At 68.4% G+C, this 19,622-nt stretch carries 19 protein-coding genes; 7 read left to right on the top strand and 12 right to left on the bottom strand.

What is annotated here, in order from left to right; all coding sequences use genetic code 11:
- Window positions 1-140: 140 nt before the first annotated feature.
- Window positions 141-293 carry a hypothetical protein gene (locus ACE3T8_RS12375; protein WP_374609508.1) on the bottom strand — a complete coding sequence of 51 codons (153 nt, stop codon included), beginning with the start codon at window positions 291-293 and terminating at the stop codon, window positions 141-143.
- 101 nt (window positions 294-394) lie between these two features.
- Here ACE3T8_RS12375 and hemH point away from each other — a divergent pair, with 101 nt between their 5' ends.
- Together hemH and ACE3T8_RS12385 are read left to right on the top strand one after the other, a co-directional pair.
- Window positions 395-1,363: a ferrochelatase gene (gene hemH / locus ACE3T8_RS12380; protein ID WP_374609509.1), complete on the top strand. Its 969-nt coding sequence runs from the start codon at window positions 395-397 to the stop codon at window positions 1,361-1,363.
- A complete protein-coding gene (locus ACE3T8_RS12385) occupies window positions 1,363-2,235 on the top strand; it encodes an alpha/beta fold hydrolase (RefSeq protein ID WP_374609510.1) in 873 nt (290 codons plus the stop codon). Before hemH ends, ACE3T8_RS12385 begins: the two co-directional genes overlap by 1 nt.
- Before the next feature lie 24 nt (window positions 2,236-2,259).
- On the opposite strand, the gene ACE3T8_RS12390 is transcribed toward ACE3T8_RS12385, so the two are convergent.
- The 6 genes from ACE3T8_RS12390 to ttcA all read right to left on the bottom strand — a co-directional run bounded on the left by ACE3T8_RS12390 (window position 2,260) and on the right by ttcA (window position 6,347).
- Window positions 2,260-2,565 (bottom strand): hypothetical protein, encoded by a 306-nt coding sequence (locus ACE3T8_RS12390; RefSeq protein WP_374609511.1) that lies wholly within the window; start codon window positions 2,563-2,565, stop codon window positions 2,260-2,262.
- 44 nt (window positions 2,566-2,609) lie between these two features.
- Window positions 2,610-3,125, bottom strand: coding sequence for a hypothetical protein (locus ACE3T8_RS12395; RefSeq protein ID WP_374609512.1), 516 nt, complete (start codon window positions 3,123-3,125; stop codon window positions 2,610-2,612).
- 46 nt (window positions 3,126-3,171) lie between these two features.
- A complete protein-coding gene (locus ACE3T8_RS12400) occupies window positions 3,172-3,969 on the bottom strand; it encodes a M48 family metallopeptidase (RefSeq protein WP_374609513.1) in 798 nt (265 codons plus the stop codon).
- A 7-nt stretch (window positions 3,970-3,976) separates the two neighbouring features.
- Window positions 3,977-4,348 carry a hypothetical protein gene (locus tag ACE3T8_RS12405; protein WP_374609514.1) on the bottom strand — a complete coding sequence of 124 codons (372 nt, stop codon included), beginning with the start codon at window positions 4,346-4,348 and terminating at the stop codon, window positions 3,977-3,979.
- Window positions 4,349-4,418: 70 nt separating this feature from the next.
- Window positions 4,419-5,324: a recombination-associated protein RdgC gene (locus ACE3T8_RS12410; protein WP_374609515.1), complete on the bottom strand. Its 906-nt coding sequence runs from the start codon at window positions 5,322-5,324 to the stop codon at window positions 4,419-4,421.
- Between the two features lie 126 nt (window positions 5,325-5,450).
- On the bottom strand, window positions 5,451-6,347 hold the full coding sequence (gene ttcA / locus ACE3T8_RS12415; RefSeq protein ID WP_374609516.1) for a tRNA 2-thiocytidine(32) synthetase TtcA: 897 nt from the start codon (window positions 6,345-6,347) through the stop codon (window positions 5,451-5,453).
- 68 nt (window positions 6,348-6,415) lie between these two features.
- Here ttcA and ACE3T8_RS12420 point away from each other — a divergent pair, with 68 nt between their 5' ends.
- Together ACE3T8_RS12420 and ACE3T8_RS12425 are read left to right on the top strand one after the other, a co-directional pair.
- On the top strand, window positions 6,416-6,634 hold the full coding sequence (locus ACE3T8_RS12420; RefSeq protein ID WP_374609517.1) for a YdcH family protein: 219 nt from the start codon (window positions 6,416-6,418) through the stop codon (window positions 6,632-6,634).
- Window positions 6,635-6,775: 141 nt separating this feature from the next.
- Entirely contained in the window at window positions 6,776-8,440 is a 1,665-nt protein-coding gene (locus tag ACE3T8_RS12425) for an RCC1 domain-containing protein (protein ID WP_374609518.1), read from the top strand.
- A gap of 39 nt (window positions 8,441-8,479) precedes the next feature.
- On the opposite strand, the gene plsB is transcribed toward ACE3T8_RS12425, so the two are convergent.
- The 3 genes from plsB to ACE3T8_RS12440 all read right to left on the bottom strand — a co-directional run bounded on the left by plsB (window position 8,480) and on the right by ACE3T8_RS12440 (window position 13,409).
- Entirely contained in the window at window positions 8,480-11,155 is a 2,676-nt protein-coding gene (plsB, locus tag ACE3T8_RS12430) for a glycerol-3-phosphate 1-O-acyltransferase PlsB (protein ID WP_374609550.1), read from the bottom strand.
- A 221-nt stretch (window positions 11,156-11,376) separates the two neighbouring features.
- Window positions 11,377-12,324 (bottom strand): hypothetical protein, encoded by a 948-nt coding sequence (locus tag ACE3T8_RS12435; RefSeq protein WP_374609519.1) that lies wholly within the window; start codon window positions 12,322-12,324, stop codon window positions 11,377-11,379.
- A 251-nt stretch (window positions 12,325-12,575) separates the two neighbouring features.
- On the bottom strand, window positions 12,576-13,409 hold the full coding sequence (locus tag ACE3T8_RS12440; RefSeq protein ID WP_374609520.1) for a DUF2608 domain-containing protein: 834 nt from the start codon (window positions 13,407-13,409) through the stop codon (window positions 12,576-12,578).
- A 95-nt stretch (window positions 13,410-13,504) separates the two neighbouring features.
- Here ACE3T8_RS12440 and ACE3T8_RS12445 point away from each other — a divergent pair, with 95 nt between their 5' ends.
- Window positions 13,505-13,672 carry a DUF4287 domain-containing protein gene (locus tag ACE3T8_RS12445; RefSeq protein ID WP_374609521.1) on the top strand — a complete coding sequence of 56 codons (168 nt, stop codon included), beginning with the start codon at window positions 13,505-13,507 and terminating at the stop codon, window positions 13,670-13,672.
- Window positions 13,673-13,681: 9 nt separating this feature from the next.
- Entirely contained in the window at window positions 13,682-14,092 is a 411-nt protein-coding gene (locus ACE3T8_RS12450; RefSeq protein WP_374609522.1) for a DUF5655 domain-containing protein, read from the top strand.
- A gap of 12 nt (window positions 14,093-14,104) precedes the next feature.
- On the opposite strand, the gene ACE3T8_RS12455 is transcribed toward ACE3T8_RS12450, so the two are convergent.
- Complete coding sequence (locus tag ACE3T8_RS12455) at window positions 14,105-16,099, bottom strand: UvrD-helicase domain-containing protein (RefSeq protein WP_374609551.1); 1,995 nt, start codon at window positions 16,097-16,099, stop codon at window positions 14,105-14,107.
- Between the two features lie 77 nt (window positions 16,100-16,176).
- Between ACE3T8_RS12455 and ACE3T8_RS12460 the strand changes: the two genes are divergently transcribed.
- Window positions 16,177-16,797: a thymidine kinase gene (locus ACE3T8_RS12460; RefSeq protein ID WP_374609523.1), complete on the top strand. Its 621-nt coding sequence runs from the start codon at window positions 16,177-16,179 to the stop codon at window positions 16,795-16,797.
- A gap of 3 nt (window positions 16,798-16,800) precedes the next feature.
- On the opposite strand, the gene ACE3T8_RS12465 is transcribed toward ACE3T8_RS12460, so the two are convergent.
- Complete coding sequence (locus tag ACE3T8_RS12465) at window positions 16,801-19,602, bottom strand: tetratricopeptide repeat protein (protein ID WP_374609524.1); 2,802 nt, start codon at window positions 19,600-19,602, stop codon at window positions 16,801-16,803.
- Window positions 19,603-19,622 lie beyond the last annotated feature (20 nt).

The raw sequence follows: 19,622 nt of genomic DNA on the forward strand, positions 1-19,622 counted from the left end.
AGCTTCTGGAATACGGCCTCGACGCCAGCGGCGTCCATCGGGCCGGGGATCAACTTCTCAAGCAGGTCCTGGGGCAGGATCGCTTCCGGCGCAGCCGCCGGCGGGGTCTTCTTGCGAGGCATGGGGGCTCCTGAATCTCGTCATCGTAGGCCCCTCACACGAAAATCCTGACACCCTGGGGCAATGGACTGTTCGACGTTGCCCATCCGCTCCGTCAGGCCATCCACCTTCTGGTGCAATCCATCCAGCGAAGTGCGGATGCCTCGCAAGTGTTCCAGCACGAGTTCGCTCATCTCCATCGATCCACTCTACTCCCGAATGCGAACACCAGCCTGCCGACCATGGGAGGCCGCCGCCGTCGGAATTTGCCGCATCCGCATGTCATCCTGTTGCGATGAATCAGGCTTCCGAATCGCCGCCCGCGCTGTTGCTGGTCAACCTGGGCACGCCGACCGCACCCACCGCGCCTGCGGTGCGCCGCTACCTCGCCGAATTCCTCCACGACCATCGCGTGGTCCAGCTCACCCGCTGGCTGTGGTGCCCGTTGCTGCACTTCGTAATCCTGCCGCTGCGCAGCCCGAAGGTCGCACTGAAATATGCGTCGGTCTGGTTGCCCGGTGGTTCACCGCTGGCGGTGCATACCGAAGCGCTGGCCGATGCGGTGCGCATGCGCTTGCCGGGTTGGCGCGTACGCCATGCGATGCGCTATGGCGAGCCATCGATCGGCGCCGCGCTGGATGCGCTGCGTGCGGAAGGCGTGTACTCGGTCCGCGTGTTGCCGCTGTATCCGCAATATTCGACGACGACGACCGCCAGCGTCGCCGACGCCATCGCACGACATGGAAAAGGCTTGCAGATTTCGATGCTGCAGGACTACCACCGCGACGCCGGCTGGGCCGCGGCGGTCGCCGATTCGATCCGCTCGCATTGGGCACTCCACGGCCGTGGCGAACGCCTGCTGCTGTCGTTCCACGGCATCCCGCAGCGCCTGGTCGATGGCGGCGATCCCTACGCGACACAGTGCGAGGCCAGCACGGTCGCCATCGCCGAAGCGTTGGGCATCCCGCGCGGAGACATCCTGCTGACCTTCCAGTCGCGCTTCGGCAAGGAACGCTGGCTGCAGCCGTACACGCAGCAGACGCTGGAAGCGCTGGCACGCGAGGGCGTGGGCTCGGTCGACGTGGCCTGCCCGGGCTTCGCGGTGGATTGCCTGGAGACGCTGGAGGAAATCGCGGTGGAGAACGCGCATGCGTTCCGCGCGGCCGGTGGCGAGTCCCTGCGCTACATCCCGTGCCTGAATGCAGGCGATGCGCATGCGCAGGCGTTGGCGACATTGGCGCAAGCCGACACGGGCTGGTCGTGATGCGCGAGTTCGACATCGATATCCCGCTCGGTCGGATTGGCGCGTTGCGCATCGGCGAATCCGATGCGCCGAAGGTGCTGGCACTGCACGGCTGGCTGGACAACGCGGCCAGCTTCGTTCCTCTGGCGGAATACCTGCACGGCATCGACCTGGTCGCGATCGACCAGCCCGGCCACGGACGCAGTGCGCATCTGCCTCCTGGTACGGATTACTCGTTCGTCGGTACGATGAACGCGGTGCTGGATGTCGCCGACGCGCTGGGTTGGGAACGCTTCGCCCTGCTCGGACATTCAATGGGCGCCGGCATCGCCAGCATGCTGGCCGCCGCTTGCCCGCAACGGATCGAGCGACTGGTCGCGATCGAGGCCTTGGGGGCGCTGGCCGAAACCCCGGAACGCACCGTGGCACGCATGCGCGATGCGGTGGTGGCGCATCGCAAGCTCAAGGACAAGCGCCTGCGCGTGTTCACCGACATCGACAGCGCGGTGCGCACCCGCCAGTTCGCCAGCCTGGTACCGGGCAGCGGACTGGACGAGGCCTCGGTGCGGCTGCTGGTGGAACGCGGCCTGCGCGACGTGCATGTCGACGGGCAGCTCGTGGGGCACGAGTGGAGCAGCGACCCGCGGCTGACCTTGCCGACCATGGTGCGGATGACCGAGGCGCAGGTGGAGCACCTGGTGGCCGGGATCGAATGCCCGACCCTGGCGATCTTTGCAGACCCCGCGCAGCCCTACCTGCCGGATGCGCTGCGCCGCCGCCGGGTGGGCCTGTTGCCGAACGGCGAATTGAAGATCATCGCCGGGGGCCACCACCTGCACATGCAGCAACCCGCCGACGTGGCGGCGGCGATCGGCGATTTCTTCCTGCGCTGATCGCGCGCAGGCCGGTGGCCTGCATCACTCCTTCGACAGCATGCAGTTGATGCAGCGCCGGGCCCGCAGCGCCAGGAGCAACGGGCGGCGCTCGAAGAAGCGGCGTTCGCAGCGCGGGCAGCGGAACGATTGCCAGTGCCAGGCCGCCAGCAACAACGCGCCCAGCCACGCCGCCAACGACCATCCCAGGCCGTGCAGGCCGTAGTGCTCGATCAACCAGAGCTCGGCCGTCACCAGTGCGACGAATGGACCCACCAGCAACAACAGCCAGAACAGGCGCGCGCGGATGCGGTAGTCGCCCCAGGTCGAGGCGGGCGGCTTGTGGATCATGCGGTGAAGCGGGCGGTGCGCGCAGCGGCATGCCGCCCGATGGCTCAACCGTTTTCGCCGGTGCGGATGGCCAGCTGGGTGCCGCCTTCGTCGGCCTTGAGCATCTGGTAGACGACCTGGCGCTTGTCCTTGCTGTACATCAGCGTATTGCCGCCCCCGGCCTGCATGGCCATCTCGCGCTTCCAGCCCTGGTCCTGCATCGACTTCTCGATGTCGGCGGAGACCGCGGCCAGCTCCTGCGGGGTGGTCATGTTGAGCATCTGCATGCCGCCCATGTCCATCGCGCTGGCCAGCGTGTTGTCGGCGGGCAGGAACACGTCCTTGGGGAAGTTGGCCGGCATCGCCACGCTGCCGCCATCCTCGGCCGTCGCGATCCTGAGGTCGCCCTGCTCGGTCTTGATGGTGACCTCGTTGCCGTCCTTGTCGACATCGACCTTGGCACCGGTGGCGCTTTCGATCGCGGTTTCCATGGCGGCGTCCTGGGCTTTCCTGCAGCCCGGCGCGACGAGCAGGGCTGCGAGCGCGATGGCGATCGACAGGCGGATGGCGGGGTGGGTCATGGCGGCTTTCCTTCGTTGTCTGCCCGAGGCAACGCAGCCGGGCAAGTCAACCGGCCAGCAGGCCACGCAGGCGCGCCTTCAATCGCCGACCTTCGGCGTGGAAATAATGCCGTTCGTCCCGCCAGGCCGGGAAGCGTGCTTCCACCTCGCGCCAGAAGCGCCGCGAGTGATCGGCGTGGAGCAGGTGGCAGAGTTCGTGGACCAGCACGTATTCGAAGGCCGACGGCCGCGCCAGCACCAGCGCGAGGTCCAGCGAGAGGGTGCCGTCCGGTGCCAGCGAGCCCCATTGCGACGAGGTGCGCTTGAACAGGATGCGCCGCGGTGCGCGCGGCAGGTCGCCGAGGTAGCGCGGCAACCAGCGGCCGACGTCCGCGCGGCCCTGCGCTTCGTAGAAATCGCGCAAGGTACGGCGCAGGCCGGCATCGCCGGCGGTGGCCGGCGCGGCGAACAGCAGGCTGGCGTCGGCATCGAGATCGATCCGCATCGCGCGGCCGCCGGTCCAGTGCAGCGGCAGGTCCAGCCCGCGCAATGGCAGTGCATCGGTGATGCCGCGTTGCAAGCCTTCGCCGGCGTGTTCGCCCTGTGCGGCCAGTTGCAGGCGCAGCCAGTCGCGATGTTCGTGCAGGAAACGCTCGCCCGACACCAAGCTGGCGCGCAGCGGCAGGCTCAGGCGCGCGCCGCGTTCGTCGACCGACAGCTTGATCCTGCGCGCACGCGGATCGCGCACGCGCAGGACGTCGACGTGGCGGCCGTCGTCCAGGACGAAACCGATGCTGTCGCGCTGCACGGCGGAGGTCTTGGACGGGGTGCGGGGCGCCCGCAACAGGCGCAACAGTGACTGCATGCGGGTCCTAGCGGGAGCGGCAGCCGCCGGTCGCGATGCGTTCGCGATCGCCGTCGTCGTAGAGCACGTCGATCTCGGTGCCGTCCTTCGCCATGCCGGTGATCTTGCCCGTGTACCACGCGTTGCCGCCGGACCAACGGCATTCCACGCGGGTGCCGAGTGCCCAGTCGTAGGGCTTGGTGCGCTTCAGGGCAACGGTTTCGCGGGTGCCGTCGTCGTAGAGGATGGTGACGTTGTCGCCATTGCGTTCCTGCACGACGCCCGGGAACCAGTAGGCGCCGCCCTGCCATTGCCCGAGCACCCAGTCGCCGCGCGACTGCGCCATCGCGCCCGCGCAGGCCAGCACGCCAAGTGCCACCACCAGCAGCTTCTTGCCCATGTCATTCCCCGATGCGATTGCCGGATGCAACCAGCCCAGTCTACGTCCGCCACGGCCAGCGACGGCCACGTCAGGCATCGGCCTTGCTGAGCCGGAAGGCCTTTTCGAGCACGTTGAACAGGCGCTTGAATTCGCCGGCCATCAACGCGAAGCGTGCATCCAGTTCCGCGGCCACGTCGTCGCGCTCGGTGGATTCGAGCTGGTCCACCGCGCCATCCAGCAGCTTGAACTTGCGCACCACCAGGTCTTCGCCGATGACGAAGCTGACGTGGTCGTCGAGCACCAGCGCCAGGCGCGTGGCCTGCTTGCCGGACTCGAGGTGCTTGGCGATTTCGTCGCCGGACAGTTCCATGCGCTGCACCTTGACCACCGCGCCGGTGTCGGTGGGATCGCGCAGTTCGCATTCGTCGCCCAGGCTCAGGCCTTCCGGCAGCGGGTCGCCGGCGATCCAGCCGGTGAGGATGGCGCGCGGCGCGACTTCGGCATTGATCGGCAGCGCCGGGAAGCTGCCCAATGCGCGGCGGATTTCGCTGACCACCGATTCCGCGTTCTTGCGCGACGAGGTATCCACCGCGATCACGCCCAGCGAGGTGTCCAGCAGCGCATCGCTGCGCACCGGTCGCACGAACGCGCGCGGCAGCAACTCGGTGACCAACTCGTCCTTCAGCCGCTTGCGGGTGCGCCCGCCGGGCTTGCGACCCTCCTGTTCCTCGATCGCCGCCAGCTTCTTCTGCAGCAGGTCGTTGACCACCGCGCCGGGCAGCAATTTGTCCTCGCCGCCCACGGTGACCCACAGCGCGTCGTGCATGGCGTGGCTGAGCGCCTCGCCGTGGTGGCCGAACGGCGACACGAAGCCGCGCGACGAGAGTTCCAGCGGGCCGACCGGCTTGAGCGCGCATTCGCCCAGCTGTTGTTCGAGGTCGGAGAGGTCGAGCGAAGTCGGGAAACGGAACAGCGTGAGGTTGCGGAAGAACATCAATATTCCTGTGGTCTGGAGGCCCAGCTGTCATCCCGGCGAAAGCCGGGATCCAGCCCTCTGATGGTTGCTTGCCTTGATCGGGCAAAAAATCCGGATCCCGGCTTTCGCCGGGATGACGGCGGTTTATTCGTAGTCGGGTAGCGTCTCGCCGCCGGCAAGCCACGCATGCGCATCCGGCAGTGCGGCATCGCCGCGCTTACCGAGCGAGAGGAAGTCGAACAGATTGGGGTCGGAGAGTTGCGAGGGGCGGATATCGCCCAGCGCGCGCGACATCGTTTCCACGCGGCCAGGCGTGTCCTTCTCCCATTGCGCCAGCATCTTCTTCACCTGCGCGCGCTGCAGGTTCTCCTGCGAGCCGCACAGGTTGCAGGGGATGATCGGGAACTGCTTCAGCTCGGCATAGGCCTCGATATCGCGTTCGCGTACGTAGGCAAGCGGGCGGATCACCACGTGCTTGCCATCGTCCGACAGCAGTTTCGGCGGCATGCCGCTGAGCTTGGCGTGGAAGAACAGGTTGAGGAAGAAGGTGTTGACCAGGTCGTCGCGATGGTGGCCCAGCGCGATCCTGGTGAAGCCGTTCTGCTCGGCATACGTGTACAGCGCGCCGCGGCGCAGCCGCGAGCACAGCGAGCACATCGTCTTGCCTTCGGGGATGACCCGGCTGACGACGGAATAGGTGTCCTGCTCGATGATGTGGAAATCCACGCCGATCGAGCGCAGGTACGTCGGCAGCACGTGCTCGGGGAAATCGGGCTGCTTCTGGTCCAGGTTCACCGCGGTGATCGAGAACCGCACCGGCGCCTTCTTCTGCAGCTGCAGCAGCACGTCCAGCATCGCGTAGCTGTCCTTGCCGCCGGACAGGCAGACCATCACCTTGTCGCCGTCCTCGATCATGCCGAAGTCTGCGATCGCCTTGCCGACCTGGTGGCGCAGGCGCTTGGCCAGCTTGTCGGCCTCGTGCTTGCGCCTGTGCGCGAGCGGTTGCGGTTCGGCCAGCGGGAGTGGGAGGGCGGCATTCATCAGGCCGGCATTTTACCCGCCACGGGCATGCCGCTGCCGCCTGCATCGCGCCGGGGTATGCTCGGCGCATGAACCAGCCGCGCGATCCTGCCGAACTCTCCCGCATGGCGCGGCGCGTGGTCGAGATGCGCCAGGAGCACCGCGACCTCGATGCCGCCATCGAACGCCTGGCTGCCGACATCCAGGCCGATGAACTGGCGCTCAAGCGCCTGAAGAAGCGCAAGTTGCAATTGAAGGACCAGATCGCGTGGATCGAGAATGCGTTGATCCCGGACGAACCGGCCTGACGGTCCCGTTCCGCACGTGGCTCCCGCAGGAGCCGACGCAAACGCGCCGACCCCATGACCACATTCGTTCCCGAATCCCGATAGAGGGTGTGGAGCCGGCGTGGTGCCGGCGGCGAGGACGGGGCAATGAAGACAAAGGCGATGCAACGGGCCGGGACCGGCCTGTTGTGGCTGCTGCTGGCGGCCACGGGGTGCTGGTCGGGTGGGGCCTGGGCGCAGGCGAGTGCCGGCGCGATTCCGGACGGCGACGGGCGGCTGGTGGCGTTGGCGGCGGGCAGTTACCACAGCTGCGCCCTGCGCAGCAGCGGTTCGATCGCCTGCTGGGGCAGTAACTGGGCCGGCGAAAGCACGCCGCCAAGCAAGGGCTATTTCACCGCGGTCGCCGCAGGCCTGTACCACAGCTGCGCGTTGCGTTCGGATGGCGAAGCGGTGTGCTGGGGCGACAACAATTACGGGCAGACCAGCGTCCCGAACGGGCAACGGTTCACTGCGATCGCCGCCGGCAGCACCCACACCTGCGGCCTGCGCGCCAGCGGCACGTTGGTGTGCTGGGGCCGCAACGATGCTGGCCAGACCACGCAACCTTCCAAGCAGAGTTTTGTCGCAGTGACCGCGGGCTACGAGCACACCTGCGGGCTGCGGGTCGATGGCGGTGCGGTGTGCTGGGGCGCGAGCAACAACGGCGCTACCTCGGTGCCGTTCGGGGAAACATTCACCGCGATCTCGGCAGGCGATTTCCACACCTGCGGCTTGCGCGCCAGCGGCGTTGGCGTTTGCTGGGGCAACGGGCTTGCCGCCAGTATCGCCGGCAGCCAGGTGTCGACCGCGCTGGCTGCAGGCGGCGTGCATACCTGCACGCTCAGCCAGTTCGGAACAGCCGTTTGCGGAGGCCTGAACAACCATGGCCAGGCCAGTCCGCCGCTGGTGAAGGGCAATCGCTACACCGCGATGGCGAGCGGCAGCTACCACACCTGCGCGCTCAACCAGAACGGCAATGTCGTTTGTTGGGGCGACAACACCTACGGCCAGACCACTGCGCCACGCGGGCCGTTCGGCATGGGCGCCGTGGCCGCCGGTCACTCGCACACCTGCGACCTCGATGGCGATGGCTCCATGGTCTGCGCGGGCAGCAACACCAGTGGCGAATCCTCGCCGCCAGCGGGGTTGTATGCCGATGTCGGCGCGGGTGCCGCCTTCAGCTGCGCGCGGGCCGCAAGCGGCAGCCTGTCGTGCTGGGGGTTCAACGATCTCGGCCGCGCCACGCCGCCTGCCGGGCCATACGCCTCGATGGACATCGGTTCCGCGGGTGGCTGCGCACTCGGGGCGAACGGCGTGCCGGCGTGCTGGGGCAACAACGGCAATGGCCAGGCCACGCCAGCCCCGGCGCCGTTCCTGCGCACGTATCGCCAGGTCAACCTGGGCGCATTCCACGGTTGCGGCATTTTCGACAACGGCAGTGCCGGTTGCTGGGGCTATTCCGGAACCAGCGCGACCAGCGTCCCCGCCGGCAGTTGGCTGGCGATCAGCGCCGGTGAGCAATTCAGCTGTGGCCTGAGGTCGAACGGACAACTGGCCTGCTGGGGCGGCGGCATGGCAGCGCCGCCCACCGGTGGATTCAAGGCGCTGGCATCGGGCAGTGCGCATGCCTGCGCGATCCGCGACACCGGCGAGCTGGCCTGCTGGGGCAGCAATGCCTGGGGCCAGACCAATGCGCCGGCAGGTCGCTACGTGCATGTCACCAGCGGCGACAAGCACAGCTGCGCGATCCGCGAGAACGGCGCGCGGGTGTGCTGGGGCACCATCTGAGTCGTGCAATGCACCGGCGAGGCTTCGGCCTCGCCGGTGTCATCCGGCAGGTGGTGGATCCGCAGGCGGCGTGGCGGTTTCCGCCAACGCCGGCATCTCGCCGGTGGTGCGCACGCTGTCCGGGCTGACCCGTTCGATGGTGTGGCGCAGCTCGCGACCGAGCACCACGCGCGCGTCCTTCGCCCAGGCCTTGAGGCGGTCGTCGAAGACGAGCTTGCTGTTCTCGTCGGCCCAGACCAGCTTCAGTTCGCGCAGCTTCTGGATGAAGCCGCGGAACAGGCCCTTGTCGAAGAACTCCGGCGCGGCCGGTGCGTACAGCAGGGACAGGCGTTGCGCGGCGAGCTGGCACAGGCTTTCCAGTTCGCCGGCGCCGAGCGTGCCGGGGCCGTTCTTCACCAGCACCGAAATGGCGATGTAGTAGCGCTCGAACGCCTGCTGCATGGCATGGCCGATCGCGCGCAGGCGGAACACTTCGTCGGTCTGCCCGGTGTTGCGGGCCAGGATGCCGCCATCGTCGTCGCTGACCGGCTGCAGCAGCCCCTCGCGCACGAAGATGTCGATGGTGCGGTCGATGCGTTCGGCGAAGCCGTCCTCGTCCCACGGCAGGAACAGCTCCGCCTGCAGGAACGGATACAGCGTGCGGCCGAGCCGCTGCAACTGCGCGCGCGACATCCGCCGGTTGTTGAGGAAGCAGACCGCGATCCATGCCGGCGCGGCGAACAGGTGCAGCACGTTGTTGCGGAAATAGCTCAGCAGCACCGCGTTCTCGTCGTCCACGCTGAGCACGTCGCCGAGCGGATGCGCGGTGCGCACCAGGGTGCCGATCTCCTCGCCGTGGGCCACGATCTGCGCCGGCGTGTGCGGGGTGACGGTGACGTGCGGTGCGTACGGCACTTCGCGCAGCAGGGTCTGCGACAGCGCGATCTGCGCGAGCAGGTCGGCTTCGCCCATCGCGTGCTTGGGCGTGGACAGCAGCGCCAGCGCCAGCAGGTTGATGGGGTTGACGTCGGCGGCGCGATTGACGTTGACCTGGATCCGCTGCGCCAGGGTGTCGACGGTATCGGCGAGCCAGCCCGGTTTCTCGTCCTCTTCCACCGCCTTGCCGTTCCAGTCCGGCGCCTGCTCGGCCAGGATGTCGTCCAGGCGGATGCGCTCGCCGAAGTTCACCACCACCTGGCCGTAGTTGGTCCGCAGCACCTTGGGGATGCCGCCCAGCAGCTGCCAGATCGATTCCTTTTCCTTCGGCTTGCCGGTCAGCTCGTCCAGGTAGCTGCGACCTTCCATCAGTTTTTCGTAGCCGATGTAGACCGGCTGGAACAGCACCGGGCGACTGGGCTGGCGCAGGTAGGCGCGCACCGTCATCGCCAGCGAACCGCCCTTCGGCGGCAACAGGCGGCCGGTGCGCGAGCGCCCGCCTTCGATGAAGTATTCGATCGAGTAACCGCCGGCGATCAGCTGGGCCATGTATTCGCGGAACACCGCCGCGTACAGCGCGTTGCCGCGGAAGCTGCGGCGGGCGAAGAACGCGCCGCCCTTGCGCAGCAGGGTGCCGACCACCGGCAGGTTGAGGTTGATGCCTGCAAAGATGTGCGGCGGCACCACCCCGTGCGTGTAGAGCAGGTAGCTCAGCAGCAGGTAGTCCATGTGGCTGCGGTGCGACGGCACGTAGACGATTTCATGCCCGGGCGCGGCGGCCTTGAGTTCGTCCAGGTGTTGCACCAGCACACCGCGGTAGATGCGGTTCCACACGCCGGTCAGCAGGAAGCTGGCCGAACGCACCACCGTGTGCGAATAGTCGGCGGCGATCTCGTAGGCGTAGGCATGCGCCTTCTGCCAGGCGGCGTCGGGCGTGGTCTTGTCGCGTTTCGCCTGGTCGGCGATCGCCTCGCGCACCGGTTCGGCGGCCAGCACCTTGTCCACCAGCATGCGCCGGGTCGACAGGTCGGGGCCGACCACGACCTCGCGCAGGCGGCGGAAATGGGTGCGCAGCACGCGCGACAGCTTGCGCACGGTGCGTTCCGGCGGCAGGTCTTCGGCCACGATGCCGCGCAGCGACACCGGCGGGGCGAACTGCACCAGGGTGTCGCGGCCGTTGAGCAGGATCGCCAGCAGGCGGCGGAAGCGGCCAACGATCGCCCAGTTTTCCGAGAACAGCACGCTGAACCAGCCACTGCTCCGGTTCGGCGCCTGGCCGACGAAGATCGACACCGGCACCAGCTGCACGTCCAGCGCCGGATTGCTCCGATGCGCTTCCAGCAGCCGCGCCAGCGAGCCGGAATGGGTCTTGTGCTCCGGTCCCGGCACCAGCCCCAGCGACAGCAGCGCATTGGCATGCCGCCGCGACAGCGCCACGTACGAGCGCTTGCGGCCCAGCGGGTCGCCCGGGATCGGCTGCAGCGGCGAGGGCAGGCCGGCCTCGCGGCAGGCGCGCTCCAGGATCAGCGCGTTGGACAGGCCGTAGTCCTCCAGCACGTAGCAGACCGGGCGGCCGTCATCGAACTGCTGGAACTGGGCGGGCTCGTTCGGCTCGATGTCCAGCTTCAGCCAGGGATCGACCAGGCGGCCGAGGATGCGCGCCCACAGTGGACGCTTGGCCTTGGCCGGGCGGACCGGCGGCGGCAGGGCGACATCGGGTGGGGCGTGGTCGGCGGCGTCGGCTGGTGGCGCGGGTTCGATGTCGAGACTGGCTGGGCCGGACTCGGTATCGACCTCGATGCCGGCAGTCGCGTCGACATCGACCGCTTCGGCGTGCGTCTCGGACTGGGCCAGGAAGCCCGGCAGCGGCAGCGATGGCAGCGAATCGACTTCGACGGCGGGTGCGGCTTCGACGCCATCGGTGATCGCCGCGGCACCCTCCGGCGGGGTCTCCGGGACGGGCGGGGCGTCGAACAGGCTGGCCTGGCTGGGCTGGGGTGGGCGGCTTTGCATCGCGCCCATTATGGCGGAGCCGGTTTTCCGCCGCCCGTGCCGCCCGGGCTGGCGGCCAGGCTGGCTTCCGCGCGCTGGACGAAATCGGCCAGGTACCAGTGGCCGTCGATGCGCACCGCTGGCACCTCCGCGTCGATCTCGCGCCCGGCCAGCGGGTATTGCAGGCGCAGTCGGGCGGCGTCGCCGGTCTGCTGCAGCAGGGTCACCTTCAGCGCGCGCAGGCTGGCGTCGATGTCCAGCCCGTACTGCTGGCGCAGCTGGGCCAGCAGGGTGGCCAGGAACGGCGACAGGCGCTTCAGGCTGGATTCCATGCCCAGCGCGGAAAACCCGGCGGGGCCGGCCTTCACGTCGATCCCGCTGCGCCGCGCCGCGGCGGTCAGCGCGGTGAAGAAGCGCTGCGCGCGCGCCTTGTCCGCGAACGGCGCCCGCAGGCCCCAGCCACTCAGGGCGGCGATCGCCTGGGCGATGTGGGCGCGTTCCTCCGGGGTGTAGTCGCCGTCGTTCTGCACGTATTCGCCGCCGAACACCGCCAGGGTGCGGATCGCCTGGTCGATGTCGCGGTCGGCGCCGGCGAACTGCTGGCGGAAGGTCTTCATCAGCGCCTTGTCCGCGCCCGGTGCCTGCAGCGTGGCCAGCATTCCCGGCAGTTTCGCGTCCAGCGGCAGTTCGTCCAGCGGCCAGCGGCTGCGACCGTCCTGCCAGCCGATGGCCAGCCGCGCGTGCAGGTTCGCGGGCACGGCCAGCCTGGCGAAGCCGGCGCCGTCGTGCGCCAGCAAGCGGTCGCGCAGGAGGTACGCGGCATCGACCGGACGGGTCGCGGCTTCGATCCGGGTGGACTTGGCGACGCCGATGGCCTGGCCGGCATCGCCGCCGCTGCGCTCACAGCCCGGGAGCAGGGCCAGGCACAGGGCCGCGGCAAAGGCCAGGAGCGGCCGACCGACAAAGCGTTGCGTCATGGGAGGGCCCCGGATGGCGTGGACGGAGTGTCGATGCCGCAAGCCGTCGGGTGCAAGCGCAGGGGCATCGCGGGGGACTGCGGCCGGCCGGCATCGGGCAGAAAAAAGGAGGCCCGGGGGGCCTCCTTCAAAGTCGGCATCCTGCCGAGGACAACGGTTGTGGCATGGCTCCGGCCGAAACCGGATGGCTGCAGGCTACCGCCGTCGCTCAGTTAATGCAATAGATGAACTAATATCTTTCAAATCATTGATCAGTAAGCACATTTCTTGTTTTCAATAGCTTCCAGGCGTTGCGGGTACATACTGGCGAGCAACTGCCGCCACGCCAGCCATCCTGCCTTGGCATCGGCCTGGTCCACGGTCTTGTCCACACGGGTGTAATACAGGCCCGCGTAGTCGATGCCGGCATCGCGCAGCGCGGCCCGCATGTTGTCGATGTTCTTGCGGCCGTCGTCGACCAGCACCACGCGGTCGTATTGCAGGTCGAGCCGGCGCAGCAGGTCGAGCAGGACCCGGCCCTTGTCCTGGCCGGTGGTCATGAACAAACCCTGGTCGTAGACCACGCGCGACATCCGGGCGCCTTCCGCCTTGCGGAAGTCCCAGCTGAGGCCATTGCCTGCCTTCGGCAGCGTGGGCGGCAATGCGTAACCGGCATCGGCCAGGGTGCGCAACGTGCCGCCACGCGACAGCGGATTGCGCGAGGTCAGCAGCAGCCGGTCGCCGTTCAAGGCGTTCACCAATGCCGGGCCGTCGTTCTGGGTGGGGCGCTGGCTGCCGGTTTCGTAATTGAGCGAGATGATGTCAAACAGGCAGGGCAGCTTGTCCGGATCCCCTTTCGCCAGCGTCTTGTCCTGCCAGTCGTACCAGGCATCGCTGCCGAAGAACCGGGTCGAGGTCAGCAGGGTGTCGTCGATGTCGAGCACCAGCAGGGTGCGGCGGGTGCCGTTCTCCGCCAGCACCGGCGCAATGTCGGCCAGGTCGCGGCTCTCACGCACGCTGGATTCCACGTTCGCTGACGGGCGCACGCCCTGGCCCGCGCAGGCGGCGAGCAACACGACAAGGGCGAAGGGCATGAGGCGGCGCATGGCGGACTCCGGGTTGGCGGCGTGGGGCGAGTTTACCCGCCGTAGATGAGCGCCCGTGATGCACTCGACAGCCCACGCACGCCGCGCAACCATGCGTGCACGGCATCGACGAGGGGACGCGGGCGATGGACATCGACAAGGCGCTGGCCACGCAACTGGCCAATATCGAGACGCGTACGGGCAAGACCGTGGCCGAGCTGGTCGCGCTGGTGCGCGGCAGTGGGTTGGCCAAGCATGGCGAACAGGTGGCGATGCTCAAGTAGGCGCTGGGCATGGGCCATGGCGATGCCAACACCATCGCCCACGTGGCCAAGGCCGCGGATGCGCCGGCGCCGGTCGCCGACGCGGATCCGCTCGACGCCATCTACACCGGGCCCAAGGCCGGCCTGCGCCCGATCCATGAGGCGCTGGTCGCGCGCATCGATGCCTTCGGCAGCTACGAGACCGCGCCGAAGAAGGGCTACGTCAGCCTGCGTCGCAAGAAGCAGTTCGCGATGATCGGCCCGGCCACGAAGTCCGAGGTGGAGATCGGCGTGAATGCGAAGGACGAGCGCGTGGCTGCGGTCTTCACCCGCGTGCCGCCGGGTGGCATGTGCCAGTTCAAGACCCGGATCGCGTCGGTCGAGGCCGTGGACGACGCGCTGCTGGCGGCGATCCGCATCGCCTACGACGAAGCCGGCTAACCCCGGCGATCGTCACTCGCCCAGCAGGGCGCGGATGTTGGCGAAACCGGTGCTGCGCCGTTCCGCCTTGTGCGCGGCATCGGCCACCGGGTCGGCACCGTCGCGCTGCAGTTCCGCGGCCGGCAGCTCGTCGATGAAGCGGCTGGGCTTGAGTCGCAGCTTGTCGCCCCAGCGCTGCGCTTCCTTCGCATGCGACAGCCACAGCTGCTCCTTCGCGCGGGTGATGCCGACGTAGAACAGCCGGCGTTCCTCGTCGATGCGACCTTCCTCGATGCTCGCCTCATGCGGCAGGTTGCCGTCCTCCACGCCGACGATGAAGACGAAGCGGAATTCCAGTCCCTTCGCCGCGTGCATGGACATCAATCGCACCTGGTTGCCCGCATCGCCCTTGTCCGCGTGCGACAGCAGGGCCAGCGCGGCGGCGAGTTCGCCAGGACCCGAAGTCTTGGGGCCATCGAACCAGTCGGCCAGCTCGTCGAGGTTGCGACGGCGCGCCTGGAACTGCGCCTCGTCCTTGCACAGCACGCGCAGCGCATTGAGCAGGCCGGAACGCTCGTTGAGCTTGCGCACCAGTTCCGCCGGCGGCAGCGTGCGCGCGTCGATGCGCAGGCCGCGGACGATGTCGGAAAAGCCCTGCAACGCATTCGCCGCACGCGCCGGCAACTGCTTGGCCAGGGTGATCGAGTCCGCCGCGCGCGACAGCGGCAGCTGTGCGTGGTTGGCCAGTTCGCCCAGCCGCTGCAGCGAAGTCGCGCCGACGCCGCGATTCGGCGACTGCACCGCGCGCAGGAAGGCCGCGTCGTCGTCGGGGTTGGCCAGCAGGCGCAGCCAGGCCAGCGCGTCCTTCACTTCGCCACGGTCGAGGAAGGCGGTGCCGCCGCTGAGGTGGTACGGAATGCGCAGCAGCTGCAGCGATTTTTCCAGTGCGCGACTCTGGTGGTTGCCGCGGAACAGGATGCAGAACTCGCTCCACGGTGGAATGCCGTTCGGCGGCGTGTGCTTTTGTGCGACGAACTGGATCTCGCCGGCGACCTTGTCGGCCTCGTGCGCGGCGTCGCGGCATTCCCAGACACGGATGCGTTCGCCATCGGCGGCATCGCTCCACAATGTCTTCGGATGTTCGTGCGGATTGTTGGCGATCACCGCGTTCGCCGCGCGCAGCACGCGGTTGCTGCAGCGGTAGTTCTGTTCCAGCTTGACGATCCTGAGCGCCGGATAGTCGGTGCCGAGCGCCAGCAGGTTGTCGGGGTTCGCGCCGCGCCAGGCGTAGATGCTCTGGTCATCGTCGCCCACGCAGGTGAACTGCCCGGCGTCGCCCGCGATCGCCTTGAGCAACCGGTATTGCGCGTCGTTGGTGTCCTGGCATTCGTCGACGAGGAGATAGCCGATGCGCTCGCGCCAGCCTGCCACCGCATCTGCATCGGTCTCGAGCAACTGCACCGGCAGGCGGATCAGGTCGTCGAAGTCGACCGCGTTGAACGCGGCCAGGCGCTGCTGGTAGCGCGCGTACAGCGCGGCCGCTTCACGTTCGCGGCCGGTCAGTGCCGCCGCGGCCGCCTGCTCCGGAGACAGCCCCGCGTTCTTCGCGCGGCTGATCAACTGCTTCATCGCGTCGATCGCATCGGGCTTGGTGCCCGGCCCGAGCAGGTCCTTCACCTGCGATGCGGAATCGTCGGCATCGAAGATCGAAAACCCGCGGCGCAGGCCCAGCTTGGCGTGATCGATCTGCAGGATCCGCAGGCCCAGCGCATGGAAAGTGCTGACCGTCAGCTCCTGCGCGGCATCGGACTTGATGCGCTTGGCCACGCGCTCGCGCATCTCGCGCGCCGACTTGTTGGTGAAGGTGATCGCGGCGATGCGCTTGGCCGGATAGCGCCCGCTGTGGATCAGGTGCGCGATCTTCTCGATGATCACCCGGGTCTTGCCGCTGCCCGCGCCGGCGAGCACCAACAGCGGGCCCTCCACGTGCAGGACGGCCTGTTTTTGCGGGGGGTTCAGGCCGTTCAACGCGGGATGCTGCATGCGGCCATTCTCGGGTGCGCCCGGCGCGCTCGCCAGCCTTGTGCGCGGGTAAAATCCGTGTCATGGCCAAGCTGTACTTCTATTTCTCGGCGATGAACGCCGGCAAGACCACCACGCTGCTGCAGTCCGCGTACAACTACCGCGAGCGTGGGATGCGGGTGGCGATCCTCACGCCGAAGCTGGATTTCCGCGCGGGCAGCGGCACGGTGGCGTCGCGGATCGGATTGCAGGCGGAAGGCATCGCGTTCGAGCGCGATGACGACCTGCGCCGCATCATCGATGCCGACATCGCCGCGCACGGCCCGCTTCACTGCGTGCTGGTCGACGAAGCGCAGTTCCTCACCAAGGCGCAGGCCTGGCAGTTGAGCGAAGTGGTGGATGCCTTGCGCATCCCGGTGCTCTGCTACGGCCTGCGCACCGATTTCCGCGGTGAGCTGTTCGAGGGCAGCCAGTACCTGCTGGCATGGGCCGATGAACTGCAGGAGATCAAGACGATCTGCCACAGCGGCAAGAAGGCGACGATGAACGTGCGCATCGATGCGCAGGGACGCGCGGTGCAGGACGGCCCGCAGGTGGAGATCGGCGGCAACGAGCGCTACGTCTCGGTGAGTCGCGCCGAGTTCAAGAAAGTGATGCGTGGCGAGGGCACCATCGAACCGTTGCAGGCGCCGTTGCCGCTCTAGGCCTCAGCGCTTTCCGCACTTGCTGCGAATCGCGGCGATCTCGCGCGGGATCGCGCCGCCTTCGGGCAGGACCAGCTGCATCTCGGTGAGCACGGTGTCCAGGCTGGCGCGTGCCGTGGCGGATCCGGATTTGCATTCCACTTCGGCGGCATAGGCGCGGGCCAGCCAGGCCGCCTTGCGCTGTTCGATGTCGTCGCTGCTGGACTGGCCGTAGGCGGTGAGTTTCAGGAGCGCGTCGGGCGCGCCTTCGTTGGCGCGCAGGCGCGCCAGCGAGACCTCGGCGCGACGTGTGTGCGAATGCTCCGGCCCGTAGCCGGCCATGGTCAGCCGCACTGCCTGTTGCAGCGTCGCACGCGCGGCCTGGGTGTCGCCCAGCGCCGCCTGGATCTCGCCGAGCAGGTGGTCGCTGTCGCCGACCAGTTCATGGGTCTCGCCGAACTGCTTCGCCCGCAGGGCGCGCGACTCCTGCACCGGCGGCAGGGCCTCCCGGTCGCGCCCGGCGCTGTGCAGGATCATCGCCAGGTTGAACAGGCCGTTGGCGGTGAGGCCGTCGTTGTGCCCGGTTTTCCAGCCCGCGACCGCCTGCTGCTGGAACTCCAGCGCGCGGTCGATGTCGCCACGTTCCCAGGCCACGATCGCCAGGCTGTTGTAGGCGCGCGCCAGGTCGGGATGGTGGCGGTCCAGGCGCGCGCGCATCCAGCCGAAGGTCTGCAGGAAGATCGATTCCGCCTGGCCGAAGCGGCCCAGGTCCACGTACAGGGCGGCCAGCTGGCGGTTGGCATCGATGCTGGCGCGGTGGTCGCGGCCGTGCAGGTCCTCGGCCAGCGATTGCGACTCGCGGCAGTGGCGCACTGCGTCGTCCAACTGGTCGGTCGCGCGGTCGAGCGCGCACAGGCTGCGCAACATGTCGATCACCAGCGGATGGCGGTCGCCGACCTTGCGCCGCAGTTCCGCCAGCGCATCGCCCAGGATCGGCACCGCGACTTCCGGCGCGCCGTCGGCCGCATGCATCTTGGCGATGTCGAGCAGGTTCTCGGCCACGCCGACGTCGTCGCCGACCTTGCGCCGCAGTTGCAGCGAGCGCATGTACAGCCGGTTGGCCAGCGTGCTCTGGTCGAGCTCCTGGTGGCAGCGGCCCTGCTGCGAATAGAACGCCGCGACCTGGGTGGGCAGGCGTTCTTCCTCGCGCCTCGCCTCGCCTTCCATCCGCTGCATCGCCTGCAGGCAATCGGGCAGGTTGCCGAGCTGGCGATAGGCATTGCCGCGCAGCGTGACCGCCTCCAGGCGCAGGCTCACCGGTGCGTCCGGCAGGTTGGCCAGCAGCATGTCCTGCTTGTCGAGCAGGGTGTTGGCCTCGCGGTAATCGCCCAGTCCCAGCCGCAGTCGCGCAACCACGCCGTAGAGTTCCGCGCGCGCCTGCGGTTGCCGGGCCAGGCTGCGCTCGCCGCGGACGATGCCCATGTCCAGCAGCTTGCGCAGGTCGATCGGTTCGCTGGCGGACGACGTTCCGGCGCTCTCGAACAGGTCGGCCACGAAGCCCTGCATCGCCTGCGCGCGGCCGGCTTCGCGCATCGCCCGCTGCGCCTGCCAGCCGACCACGCCCAGCGCGGTGAACAGCACCGCCAGCACGGTGGTTGCCGCCGCGATCGTCCAGCGATGCCGGTGCAGGTATTTGCGGCTGCGATACGCCATGCCTTCGCCGCGCGCCATCACCGGCCGTCCGCGCAGGTAGCTCAGCAGGTCCTGCGACAACGCTTCGGCGGAGACGTAGCGCTGTTCCGGGCGCTTGCGCAGCGCTTTCAGCACGATGTTGTCGAGGTCGCCGGACAGTGCGCGCGACAGCCGTTGCGGCGTGTACGGGCGGATGCAGGCCTCGCCCGCGCGCGCGGCCACCTGCGACGGCTTCAGCGGCTCGCCGTCCAGGATCGCCTCTTCCCACTCGGCATCGGTCTGCCGCTTGAGCCGGTACGGCTTGCTGCCGGTCAGCAGGTCGTACAGCACCACGCCCAGCGAATACACGTCGGTCATGGTGGTGACCGGTTCGCCGCGGATCTGCTCGGGCGCGGCGTAGTGGAGGGTGAAGGTGCGCACGCCGGTGCGGGTCGCCTCGACCGGCAGCGGCTCAACGTCGAGCAACTTGGCGATGCCGAAGTCGAGCAGGCGCACATGCCCGGCCGGGGTGACCAGGATGTTCGACGGCTTCAAGTCGCGGTGCACGATCAGGTTGGCGTGCGCGTGGCTGACCGCCTCGCAGACCTGGCGGAACAGGTCGAGCCGCGCGGCGATGTCGAGCTGGCGGGTACGGCAATAGTCGGTGAGCGGTTCGCCCTCCACGTATTCCAGCGCCAGGTACGGTTGCCCGTCCTTGTCGATGCCGGCATCCAGCAGCCGCGCGATGTGCGGATGGGCGAAGCGGGCGAGGATCTCGCGCTCGCGGTCGAAGCGCTGGCGCAGGCGCGGGTCGGCCAATCCGGGCCGCAACAGCTTGAGCGCGACCTTGCGTTCGTACAGGCCGTCGGCGCGTGCGGCCAGCCAGACCTGGCCCATGCCGCCTTCGCCGATCAGCCGGTCCAGCCGGTACGGGCCGATGCGTGCGCCGGGCCGTGCGCCCGACGGCAGCTCGACCACCGGCTCGCTGAGGAAGTCCTCGTCGTCGGCCTCCATCGCCAGCAGGCCGGCGAGTTCATCGGCCAGCGCGGGGTCTTCGCGGCGCAAGGCGGCCAGGTGTTCGCTGCGCTGCTCAGGGGCCAGCTCGAGCAGGGCATCGAGCAGCGGCGACAGGCGTTGCCAGCGTTCGGCGTCCATCGTGCAGCGCCGATGCCCGG

It is taken from the genome of Thermomonas sp., assembly GCF_041919455.1.
Taxonomy (GTDB): domain Bacteria; phylum Pseudomonadota; class Gammaproteobacteria; order Xanthomonadales; family Xanthomonadaceae; genus Thermomonas.